The 10,546-nt window shown below is 74.4% G+C and carries 9 protein-coding genes; 4 read left to right on the forward strand and 5 right to left on the reverse strand.

Annotated elements, in window-relative coordinates; translation table 11 throughout:
• Positions 1–21 precede the first annotated feature (21 nt).
• The gene (locus tag GVV04_RS06400; RefSeq protein WP_161685517.1) at positions 22–1,116 is read right to left on the reverse strand and encodes an LLM class flavin-dependent oxidoreductase; all 1,095 of its coding nucleotides are present in this window, start codon (positions 1,114–1,116) and stop codon (positions 22–24) included.
• A gap of 184 nt (positions 1,117–1,300) precedes the next feature.
• Here GVV04_RS06400 and GVV04_RS06405 point away from each other — a divergent pair, with 184 nt between their 5' ends.
• Genes GVV04_RS06405 through GVV04_RS06420 form a run of 4 tightly spaced genes read left to right on the forward strand, consistent with a single transcriptional unit; the run spans position 1,301 to position 4,532 of the window.
• Positions 1,301–2,365 carry an ABC transporter substrate-binding protein gene (locus tag GVV04_RS06405; RefSeq protein WP_161685521.1) on the forward strand — a complete coding sequence of 355 codons (1,065 nt, stop codon included), beginning with the start codon at positions 1,301–1,303 and terminating at the stop codon, positions 2,363–2,365.
• A complete protein-coding gene (locus GVV04_RS06410; protein ID WP_161685524.1) occupies positions 2,362–3,141 on the forward strand; it encodes an ABC transporter ATP-binding protein in 780 nt (259 codons plus the stop codon). Before GVV04_RS06405 ends, GVV04_RS06410 begins: the two co-directional genes overlap by 4 nt.
• Positions 3,131–4,015 carry an ABC transporter permease gene (locus GVV04_RS06415; RefSeq protein ID WP_161685527.1) on the forward strand — a complete coding sequence of 295 codons (885 nt, stop codon included), beginning with the start codon at positions 3,131–3,133 and terminating at the stop codon, positions 4,013–4,015. Before GVV04_RS06410 ends, GVV04_RS06415 begins: the two co-directional genes overlap by 11 nt.
• A gap of 1 nt (position 4,016) precedes the next feature.
• Positions 4,017–4,532: an RrF2 family transcriptional regulator gene (locus tag GVV04_RS06420; RefSeq protein ID WP_161685530.1), complete on the forward strand. Its 516-nt coding sequence runs from the start codon at positions 4,017–4,019 to the stop codon at positions 4,530–4,532.
• Positions 4,533–4,618: 86 nt separating this feature from the next.
• Here GVV04_RS06420 and GVV04_RS33900 read toward each other — a convergent pair whose 3' ends face one another.
• The 4 genes from GVV04_RS33900 to GVV04_RS06440 all read right to left on the reverse strand — a co-directional run bounded on the left by GVV04_RS33900 (position 4,619) and on the right by GVV04_RS06440 (position 10,510).
• The gene (locus tag GVV04_RS33900; RefSeq protein ID WP_161685533.1) at positions 4,619–4,840 is read right to left on the reverse strand and encodes a hypothetical protein; all 222 of its coding nucleotides are present in this window, start codon (positions 4,838–4,840) and stop codon (positions 4,619–4,621) included.
• Positions 4,841–5,040: 200 nt separating this feature from the next.
• On the reverse strand, positions 5,041–6,444 hold the full coding sequence (locus GVV04_RS06430; RefSeq protein WP_161685535.1) for a DEAD/DEAH box helicase: 1,404 nt from the start codon (positions 6,442–6,444) through the stop codon (positions 5,041–5,043).
• 229 nt (positions 6,445–6,673) lie between these two features.
• Positions 6,674–6,877: a cold-shock protein gene (locus GVV04_RS06435; protein ID WP_161685538.1), complete on the reverse strand. Its 204-nt coding sequence runs from the start codon at positions 6,875–6,877 to the stop codon at positions 6,674–6,676.
• 249 nt (positions 6,878–7,126) lie between these two features.
• The gene (locus GVV04_RS06440) at positions 7,127–10,510 is read right to left on the reverse strand and encodes an ATP-dependent helicase (RefSeq protein ID WP_161685541.1); all 3,384 of its coding nucleotides are present in this window, start codon (positions 10,508–10,510) and stop codon (positions 7,127–7,129) included.
• Positions 10,511–10,546 lie beyond the last annotated feature (36 nt).

Here is a 10,546-nt window from a genome sequence, read left to right on the forward strand (position 1 = left end):
GGCGACCTCCCGCAGGCCGGCTCAGCCCACCGGGGCCGGGCCCACGGCGAGGGGGGCGGTCACCCGGGGCAGCACCTCCGCGCCGACCCGATCCGCCTCCTCCCGGTGCGGCCAGCCGGAGAGGACGAACTCGTCGACGCCGTGTGCGGCGTACTCGTCGATCCGGGCCGCGACCTCGGCGTAGCTGCCGACGAGCGCGGTGCCGGCGCCCTCGCGGACCAGGCCGACCCCGGCCCAGAGGTTCGGCGCGACGGTGAGCCCGTCGGCGTTCCCGCCGTGCAGGGCGGCCATCCGGGCCTGGCCGACCGAGTCCATCCGGCGGTACCGCGCCTGCGCGGCGGCGATCCGCTCCGGGCTCATCCCGGCCAGCAGGCGGTCCGCCTCCGCCCACGCCTGGGCGGCGGTCGGGCGGGCGATGACGTGCAGCCTGATCCCGGTGCGCAGGGTCCGCCCCTCCTCGGCGGCCCGGGTGCGGACGCGGTCCACCCGGGCGGCGATCGCGGCGGGCGGCTCGCCCCACATCAGGTACGTGTCGGCCTGCCGGGCGGCCACCGCCTCGGCGGCCGGGGACGCGCCGCCGAAGTAGACCGGCGGCGGGGCTACGAGCGGGGCGGTCAGCCCGCCGCCGGCGACCTGGTAGTGCTCGCCGGCGAAGTCGAACGGGCGCCCGCGCCAGGCCCGGCGGAGCACCTCGACGAACTCGCCGGTCCGCGCGTACCGGGCGTCGTGGTCCAGGAAGTCGCCGTACGCCCGCTGCTCGGCCGGGTCGCCGCCGGTGACGACGTTGAGCGCGAGGCGCCCGCCGGACACCGACTGGAACGCCTCGGCCTGCTGGGCGATCAGGGTGGGCAGCGCGAATCCGGCCCGCACGGCGACCAGCATGCCGATCCGTTCGGTGTGCTGGGCGACGGCCGCGCAGACGATCCACGGGTCGGGGCAGCCGGACCCGACAGGGGTGAGCAGCGCGGCGAAGCCGGCCGCCTCGGCGGCCCGGGCCACCTCGGTCAGGTAGCCGACGGTGGCCGCCCGGTCGTGCTGAGCCGCGCCGGCCGCGACGGTGGCGGCGCCGACCTGGTGCCCGTCGCCGGAGGTGGGAAGGAACCAGTGGAAGGTCATGCCGACCGCCTCTCCGCCGCCCCCGACACCCGGCCGAGGGACGCCGGAGAACCTACCAAGAAGGTAGGAAAACCGGGAATAACTTCGAGCGTGAATCCCGCGATGTGGACGGGCCTTGACGCCACCCGAACACTGCCCCACTCTTCCTACCAACTAAGTAGGAATACTTCGGATTGGACAGACGATGAGACGGCTCCCCTTCCGTCGGACGCTCTCCCTGGCCGCCCTCGCCGTGGTGGGCACGGCGACCCTGGGCGTCACCGCCGCATGCGGCGAGGACGACGGCGCGGCCGGGGGCGACTCCGGCCCGGTGACTTTGCGGCTGGGCTACTTCCCCAACATCACCCACGCCCCGGCCGTGGTCGGGGTGGAGAAGGGCATCTTCGCCGAGAAGCTCGGCGCCGACGTCAAGCTGGACACCAAGACCTTCAACGCCGGCCCGGCCGCCATCGAGGCGGTCTTCTCGGGCGCGCTCGACGCGACGTACATCGGTCCGAACCCGACGGTGAACGCCTTCTCCAAGTCCAAGGGCGAGGCGGTCCGGGTCATCTCCGGCGCGGCGTCCGGCGGCGTCGCGCTCGTCGTCAAGCCCGGGATCACCTCGGTCGAGCAGTTGCGCGGCAAGAAGATCGCCACGCCGCAGCTCGGCAACACCCAGGACGTCGCGCTGCGCTACTGGCTCAAGGAGAAGGGCCTGACCGCCACCAAGGAGGGCGGCGGCGACGTCAAGGTGGTCCCGCAGGAGAACGCCCAGACCGTGGAGACGTTCACCAGCGGCGCGATCGACGGCGCGTGGGTGCCCGAGCCGTTCGTCTCCCGGCTGGTCAACGCCGGCGGCAAGGTGCTGCTCGACGAGCGCGACCTGTGGCCGGACAAGAAGTTCGTGATCACCAACCTGATCGTCTCCACCAAGTTCCTCAAGGCCCACCCCGACGTGGTGAAGAAGCTGGTCGAGGGTCAGGTCGCGGCGAACGAGTTCGTCAACACCAGGCCCGACGAGTCGCAGCAGGCCATCTCCGACCACATCGGCAAGATCGCCGGCAAGCCGCTGGACGTGAAACTGATCAAGCAGGCGTGGCCGACGTTGGAGTTCACCAACGACCCGATCGCCTCGTCGCTGAAGACCGGCCTGGACCACGCGGTCGCCGTCGAGCTGACCCAGCCGGTCAACCTGGACGGCCTCTACGACCTGAAGTACCTCAACGAGGTGCTCAAGGCCCAGGGCAAGCCCGAGGTCGCCCAACCATGACGTCGACCACGACGACGCCACGCAGCGCGACCGGATCGGTCGCGCTGCACGGCGTCACCAAGGTGTACGGGCACGGCGAAAGCGCCGTCCTCGCCCTGGACGGAGTCTCCCTCGACGTCGCGCCCGGCGAATTCGTCTGCCTCGTTGGCGCCTCCGGCTGCGGCAAGAGCACCCTGCTCAACCTCGTCGCCGGCCTGGACCGGATCAGCGGCGGGCGGATCGAGCTCGGCGACGGGGTCAACCCGGGGCTGATGTTCCAGGAGTCCGCCCTGTTCCCCTGGCTCACCGTCGAGGGCAACGTGGAGGTGCCGCTGAAGCTGCGCGGCATGCCCCGGTCCGCGCGCCGGGAGCGGGTCGCCGAACTGCTGCGCACGGTGCACCTGGCCGACTTCGCCCGCAAGCGCCCGCACGAGCTGTCCGGCGGCATGCGGCAACGGGTGGCCCTGGCCCGCACCCTCGCGCTGGACACGCCGGTGCTGCTGATGGACGAGCCGTTCGGCGCGCTCGACGCGATGACCCGGGACCTCCTGCACGACGAGCTGGAGCGGATCTGGACCGAGCGCAAGCTCACCGTCCTCTTCGTGACCCACAACGTCCGGGAGGCCGCGCGGCTCGCCGACCGGATCATCCTGCTCTCCAGCCGGCCCGGCCGGATCATCTACTCCACCCGGGTCGACGTGCCCCGGCCGCGACGCATCGACTCCCCGGAGATCGCGTCCATCGCCGCCGAGGTCACCGACAAGCTCCGTACGGAGGTGGGCCGCCATGGCCAGTGACACGATCGCCGGCACCCCGCGCGCCGACGCGGAGATCTCCGGACTCGACGCGCTGGAGATCGCCGGCCGGCAGAAGACGACGACCCGGGCCGCGGCGATCTGGGCGTCCACCTGGCCGAAGGTGGCGGCGCTCGCCATCGCCATCGGCGCCTGGCAGGCCGTGGTGTGGGCCGGGTTCTGGCCACCGTACTCGCTGCCCGGGCCGGCCACCGTCGGGCAGGAGCTGCTCCGGCAGGTCAGCGGTCCGCAGCTCTGGGAGGGGATGGCCACCACCCTGCGCCGGGCGGCCCTCGGCTACCTCTTCTCCGTCGGGGTCGGCCTGCTGCTGGGGCTCGCCGTGGCCCGGTCCCGGGTGCTGCGGGCGGCCATCGGCTCGATGATCACCGCGTTGCAGACCATGCCGTCGATCGCCTGGTTCCCGCTGGCGATCCTGCTGTTCGAGCTGAGCGAGAAGGCCATCTTCTTCGTCGTGGTGCTCGGCGCGGCCCCGTCGATCGCCAACGGGGTGATCAGCGGCGTGGACTACGTCCCGCCGCTGCTGCTGCGCGCCGGGCGCAACCTCGGCGCGCGGGGGCTGAACCTCTACCGGTACGTGATCGCCCCGGCCGCCCTGCCCGCCATCGTCGCCGGGCTCAAGCAGGGCTGGGCCTTCTCCTGGCGCAGCCTGATGGCCGGCGAGCTGATCGTGGTGGGCATCTCGCAGACCTCGCTCGGCGCGCAGCTCACCTACTCGCGGGAGCTGTCCGACGCGCCCTGGCTGCTCTCCACGATGATCGTGATCCTGGTCGTGGGCCTGGTGGTCGACGCCGCGTTCGGGGCGGCGGACCGGTCGATCCGCCGACGCTGGGGCGTACTGGACCAGGCCGGGCAGTGACGTGTACGTCTCCGCACGCAGCGACTACGCGCTCCGGGCCATGCTCGCCGTCGCCGCCTCGACCGGCGGCGACCGGCGGGCCGAGGCCCGGGGCGTCTCCCCCGAGCCGGGCGGCGAGCTGGTCAAGGCGGCGGTCCTGGCCGAGGGCCAGGCCATCCCGCTGAGCTTCCTCCAGGGCATCCTGCTCGACCTGCGCCGGGCCGGGCTGCTGTACAGCCACCGGGGCACCGAGGGCGGATACGCCCTGGCCCGCCCTGCCGCCGAGATCAGCGTCGGGGACGTGCTCCGCGCGGTCGGCGGGTCGCTCACCTCGGTGCGGGGCCTGCCGGCCGGGCACTCCGGCTACCACGGGGTGGCCACCGGGCTGCGCGACGTGTGGCTGGCGGTGGACGGGGCCATCGCCCTGGTGGTGGACCGGACCACCCTGGCCGACCTGCTCACCCGGGAGGGCCTCGACGACAGGCCGAGCCGGGACATGCCGGACGCCCTGAGGGCCCGGCCCGTCGGCGGCCCCTGACCGGCCCCGGTTGACCCGACACGGTCCGCCGTCCGGGCTGACCGGCCGGCACGGCCACCCGGTCGAGGCCGTCGCGCCGTACGGGATCAGCCGGCGGACTCCTCGGTCTCCTGGACGACGGAGGCGGTGAGGTCGCTGCCCGTTCCCCCCGGAACGTGGAGCCCCACCACCCCCGCCGGTGTCCGGCCGCCACGGGTGGGATGCCACGGCGAGAACGCCGCGACCGTGGCCAGCGCCAGCCCCGCCCCCGCGACCGCCAGCACCACCGTCAACTCCCGCAGCGCCCCCGACTCGGCGTTGCACGCCATGGTCAACCCCTCCCCCAGTGGGCCGACCCCGCCGACCCGCGTTCCCCCACGGCTAGCATCGACCACGCCGAGGCTGCCGAACAGTCACCGATCGGACCCCACCCTGCCTGATTCCCGACTCAGGCGCGGGACAATTCAGGCGCGCGGCGACTCAGATCCGGGACGGGTCAGGCGTCGATCGGTGACCGCGGAGAAGCCGTTCAGGCCGTACGGGGACGACGCGGCCGGCGCGACCGACCCGAGGCGCGGTGCCCGGCGCGTCGGCCGTCGGCGCCCGCCCCGTCCTCGGACGGGCGGGCGCCGCGCGACGCGCCCCCGGTCGCGGCGGTCCCGGCGGCGTGCGACTGACCGGCGGGACGGGACGAACGTGGGCCACGGCCACCGCCCGAGGCGGGCCGGTCCGGAGCCGGGACGACGATGGTCACCGGCACCCCGGACGGTTCCCGGGCCCCGGTGACCCGGGCCAGCGCCTCGTCGCCCAGCCGGACCTGGGTGGCCTGCGGCCGGATTCCGGCGGTCGCCATCAACCGGGACACCTCGCGGCGCTGCTCGGGCAGGACCAGGGTGACCACGGTGCCCGCCTCGCCGGCCCGCGCGGTACGCCCGCCCCGGTGCAGGTAGTCCTTCGCCTCGGTCGGCGGGTCGACGTTGACCACCATGTCGAGGCCGTCCACGTGGATGCCCCGGGCCGCCACGTCGGTGGCGACCAGCGCGGTCACCTGGCCGGTGCGGAACTGCTCCAGGATCCGGGTGCGCTGCGGCTGGGACTTGCCGCCGTGCAGAGCCGCCGCGCGCACCCCCTTGGACAGCAGCTGGCGGGCCAGCCGGTCGGCGCGGTGCTTGGTGCCCATGAACAGGATGGTGCGGCCCTCCCGGGCCGCGATCTGGGTCAGGGCGGCCGGCTTGTCCTCCGCGTCGACGTGCAGTACGTGGTGCGTCATCGCGGTCACCGTGGCGGTGCCGGGGTCGACGGAGTGCGAGACCGGGTTGGTGAGGAAGCGGCGGACCAGCTTGTCGACGCCGCCGTCCAGGGTGGCGGAGAAGAGCATCCGCTGGCCGTCGCCGGCCACCTGCTCCAGCAGCTTGGTGACCTGCGGCAGGAAGCCCATGTCGGCCATCTGGTCGGCCTCGTCGAGCACGGTCACGGCGACCTGGTCGAGCCGGGCGTCCCCGCGGTTGATCAGGTCGTGCAGCCGGCCGGGGGTGGCCACGACCACCTCGGCGCCGGCGCGCAGCGCGTCCGCCTGCCGCTGCAGCGACAGGCCGCCGACCACGGTGGTGATGCGCAGCCCGACCGCCCGGGCGTACGGGGTCAGCGCGGTGGTCACCTGCTGGGCCAGCTCCCGGGTCGGCACGAGCACCAGGGCCAGCGGACGCCCCGGGCGGGCCCGGCGGCCGACGGTGCGGTGCACCAGCGGCAGCCCGAACGCGAGGGTCTTGCCCGAGCCGGTGCGGCCCCGGCCGAGGACATCCCGGCCGGCCAGCGAGTCCGGCAGCGTCGCCGACTGGATCGGGAACGGCTCGGTGATGCCCTGCGCGGTCAGCTCGGCGAGCAGTTCCGGCGCGAGGCCGGTGGTGGAGAACGAGGGGATGACGGTGGTCATGCGAGAGCCTTCCTCGACGCGGCACGTGTCGAGGAGGCGCCGGAGTGGCGCTGCACCGGCGGCGGGGCCGCGGTGGTCACAAGCACGAACCGAAGGTGGGGTGCGGCCGGCCCGCACGGGGCGGACCGGCCGCGACACCGCGCCTGAGGCGCGATGGGTGTTCCGAAGAACGGTGGTGCCTGTTCAGATGAACAGTCGTGCCTGTTCCGAGGAACAGTGCTGCCGACGATCAGATCGGGCGGATGTTCTCCGCCTGCGGGCCCTTCTGGCCCTGGGTGATCTCGAACTCGACCCGCTGGTTCTCGTCCAGGCTCCGGTAGCCGGAGGACTGGATCGCCGAGAAGTGGGCGAAGACGTCAGCGCCGCCGCCGTCCGGGGTGATGAAGCCGAAACCCTTGTCAGCGTTGAACCACTTGACGGTGCCAATTGCCATGTGTTCTGTCTCCTTGACGGAACGTTCGGCCTCGCACTTGTTGCGAGCCGAAGAGGGAGGAGCGGACCACGCCCGTATGCGCGGCCCACCTGTCGCTTCTGGTCGCCCCGCCCGGAGAGCATCCGGACACAACAAAGAGCGCCTGGGGCTACAATCCGCCAGGCGCACACAAGGTCTCTGGTAACCAAAACTGCAACCCGGATACGGTACCACGGATTCGGATCGCCGGAACCCCACGGTCGAAAATCTTTATCGCCCGGTGCGGCGGACGGCGGGCGGTGCCTCCGGCACGCCCGCGATCAACGCGGTGAGCCCGTCGGCGTCGAGCAGGTCCGCCGGGCGGACCGTCGCCCCGTCCCGCACGTAGTGGAAGGCCGCACCGACCCGGTCGACCGGCACCCGGGCCAGCTCCGCCCAGGCCAGCCGGTAGACGGCGAGCTGCACCGCCGCCGCCTCGGCCTCCTCGCCGACGGGCTGCCGCCCGGTCTTCCAGTCGACCACGTCGTACCCACCGCCGGGCCGGGCGAAGACCGCGTCCATCCGGCCGCGCACCACCACCCCGGCGATAACTGTGGCGAACGGCACTTCCACCTCCGCCGGCACCCGGTCGGCCCACTCCCCGGCCAGGAAGCGCGCCTGGAGTGCGGCCAGCGCCTCGTCGGGCGCCGCGTCGGCGTCCGCCGCGCCCGGCAACTCGTCGACGTCGAGCAGCCGGTCCGCGCCGAAGCGCCGCTCCAGCCAGGTGTGGAACGCGGTGCCCCGCCGGGCGTACGGGTTCGGCTCGCTGGGCATCGGGCGACGCAGGGCGCGGGCGAGCTCCTCCGGGTCGCGGCGCAGCGCCACGAGCTGGGTGACCGAGATCTGGCCGGGCAGGGCCACCTCGACCGCCCCCGCCCCCGCGGCCAACTCGGTCCGCTCGGCGAGCAGCAGGTCGGCCTCCCGCCGCCAGCGGGCCACCTCCGGATCCTCGGCCACCTCGGCCACCTCGGCGGCTGAGGCCGGGGGATCCTCGGCGAGAAAGCGGCGAACCAACGCGGCGGCCTCGGCCAGCGCCGGACGACGCCCGCCCAGCGGGTCGGCCGGCCACTCGGCACGCAGCACCACCTCCGTGGTGGGGTTGGTGGCGTCACCGGCCGGCTCGGGGGCCCACCGGTCGACCAGGTGCCCAGCCTCGCCGTCCAGGCACACGTCGTGCACCTCACGCAGGAACACCGACGGCCCGCGCGGGCGCTTCGTCCCCTCGCCCCACCAGTAGCCGGAGCAGAGCAGCAGCCGCCGGGGGCGGGTCACCGCCACGTACGCCAGCCGGCGCTCCTCCCGCTCGTCGTGCGCCCGCCAGTCGTCGACGAAGTCGGCCAGCGCCCGGGCCACCGCGCGCTGGTCAGCCGCCTCGGCCAGGCCCAGCTCCGGCAGCCCGTCGGCGTCCCCGCGCAGCGGGAAGGGCAGCACACCCAGCCCGCCGAGCCAGTGGTCGGAGTTGCGCACCGGCCCCGGCCAGCCGCCCCGGCTCAGGCCGGCGACCGCGACCACGTCCCACTCCAGGCCCTTCGCCGCGTGCGCGGTGAGGATCTGCACCGCGCCGGAGACCACCTCCACCTCGCCCGGGGCGAGGCCGCGCTCCTCGTCCTCGGCCGCGGTGAGGTAGGCCAGGAAACCCGAAAGGGTCGCTGCCGGGGATTCCCCGCTGAACCGGGCCGCCACGTCGCCGAGGGCGTCCAGGTGGCCCCGGGCGAGGCCGGCGTCGCCGGTGCCGTCCCGACCGGCCCGGACCGCCACCTCCACGTCCAGGCCGATGGTCCGCTCGACGTCCGCGATCAGCTCCGGCAGCGTCTGGTCCAGCCGGTAGCGGAGCAGGGCCAGCTCCTCGCCGTACGCGCGCAGCCGGGCATAGCCCTGGACCGAGTACGCCTGGGCGGGCCCAAGGTCCGCCAGCGCCTCCACCAGCGTGGCCTCGTCGAGCAGGTCGGCGGCGATCTCCGACTCCTCGGCGGCGGCGAGCCGGCGGCGGCCGGCGGCGATCGCCCGGGCCCGGCGGTGCAGGGCCACCAGGTCACGCGGCCCGATCCGCCAGCGCGCACCGGTGAGCAACCGCAGCAACGCCGCCCCATCGGTCGGGTCGGCGAGCACCCGCAGGGTGCACACCACGTCCCGCACCTCGGGGGTGTCCAGCAGGCCGCCCAGGCCCACCACCTCCACCGGCAGCCCTCGGGCCCGCAGCGCGGTCGAGAGCGCCGGGATCTGGCTGCGCAGCCGGACCAGCACGGCGGTGGTGGGCCGCTGCGGCACCGGGATGTGCTCGGGCAGGGCCTCCGGCATCCGAGCCGCCCCGCGCCAGGCGGCCAACACGCTGTCGGCGATCCAGTCCGCCTCGTCCGCGTACGTCGGCAGGAGCGCGCAGTGCACGGTGCCGGCGGCCAGGCCACCCGGCGTGCGGTGCGGGATCGGGTCGGCGACGCTCAGCGCGGCGCGCAGCTCGGGCACCCGGGCGCCGGCCGCCCGCAGCGGGGTGGCCAGGGCGTTCGCCACGCCGAGGATCTCCGGCCGGTTGCGCCAGCTCGTGGTGAGGCCGAGCACTGCGGCCGGCTCGCCGTCGGGGCGGGCGAACTCGCCGGGGAAGCGGTCCAGGGTGCCGGCGCTGGCCCCACGCCAGCCGTAGATGGACTGGCAGGGGTCGCCGACGGCGGTCACCGGGTGGCCGCCCCCGAACAGCGCGTTGAGCAGCACCACCTGGGCGTGGCTGGTGTCCTGGTACTCGTCGAGCAGCACCACCCGGTAACGGTCCCGCTCGATCGCGCCGACCGCCGGGTGGTCCCGGGCCACCCGGGCCGCCCGGGCGAGCTGGTCGGCGAAGTCCATCGCCTCGAAGTCCTCCTTGCGCCGGGCGTACGCGCGGACCAACGGCAGCAGCTTCAGCCGGGTCTGCTGAAGGGCGAGGGACTTCCGCACGTCGGCGTAGACCCGGCCGGGGCGGGACTGCACGTCGGCGAAGAACCGGCCGGTCCAGGCCGCCAGGGCGTCCGGGGCGACCAGGTGCTCGTCCAACTCGCCGGCCAGGGCCAGCACGGCGTCGGTGATGGTGCTGGGCATCCGGTCGACGCTGGTCATGTCGCCGTCGTAGTTGCGCACCAGCAGGTCGACGAGCTGCCAGCGGGACGCCTCGGTGAGCAGCCGGGTCGACGGCTCGTACCCGGCGCGCAGCCCGTGCTCGGTGACGATCCGCCCGGCGTACGAGTGGTAGGTGGACACGGTCGGCTCGCCCGCGAACGGGTCGTCGAGCGGGTCCCGGCCCCGCCGCCCGACCCGGCGCACGAGCTGGTCGAGCCGGGTACGCACCCGGTGGCCCAGCTCGCCGGCCGCCTTGCGGGTGAAGGTCAGCCCGAGGATCTGCTCCGGCCGGACGTACGCGTTGGCGACCAGCCAGACCACCCGGGCGGCCATCGTCTCGGTCTTGCCGGACCCGGCGCCCGCGACCACCAGCAGCGGTTCGACCGGCGCGGCGATGATCGCCGCCTGCTCCCGGGTGGGCGCGGGCAGCCGGAGCAGCTTCGCCAGCTCGACCGGCGTGTACCGGGGGCCGGAGTCGGCCGTCCGGGGCGCCGGGGTCGCGGCGCTGAACAGGGCAGGCTGGGTCACGGCACCAGCTCAGTTCGCGACTGCGGGGCTCGCAAG

The sequence above is a fragment of the Micromonospora rubida genome (genome assembly GCF_009908295.1).
GTDB classification, from domain to species: Bacteria; Actinomycetota; Actinomycetes; order Mycobacteriales; family Micromonosporaceae; genus Micromonospora; species Micromonospora rubida.

What these genes read in the sequence shown, in the direction of transcription:
- GVV04_RS06430 (WP_161685535.1), bottom strand. Translation starts at nt 6,444, where the DNA reads ATGACCACCGTCATCCCCTCGTTCTCCACCACCGGCCTCGCGCCGGAA.
- GVV04_RS06410 (WP_161685524.1), top strand. Translation starts at nt 2,362, where the DNA reads ATGACGTCGACCACGACGACGCCACGCAGCGCGACCGGATCGGTCGCG.
- GVV04_RS06405 (WP_161685521.1), top strand. Translation starts at nt 1,301, where the DNA reads ATGAGACGGCTCCCCTTCCGTCGGACGCTCTCCCTGGCCGCCCTCGCC.
- GVV04_RS33900 (WP_161685533.1), bottom strand. Translation starts at nt 4,840, where the DNA reads ATGGCGTGCAACGCCGAGTCGGGGGCGCTGCGGGAGTTGACGGTGGTG.
- GVV04_RS06435 (WP_161685538.1), bottom strand. Translation starts at nt 6,877, where the DNA reads ATGGCAATTGGCACCGTCAAGTGGTTCAACGCTGACAAGGGTTTCGGC.
- GVV04_RS06415 (WP_161685527.1), top strand. Translation starts at nt 3,131, where the DNA reads ATGGCCAGTGACACGATCGCCGGCACCCCGCGCGCCGACGCGGAGATC.
- GVV04_RS06400 (WP_161685517.1), bottom strand. Translation starts at nt 1,116, where the DNA reads ATGACCTTCCACTGGTTCCTTCCCACCTCCGGCGACGGGCACCAGGTC.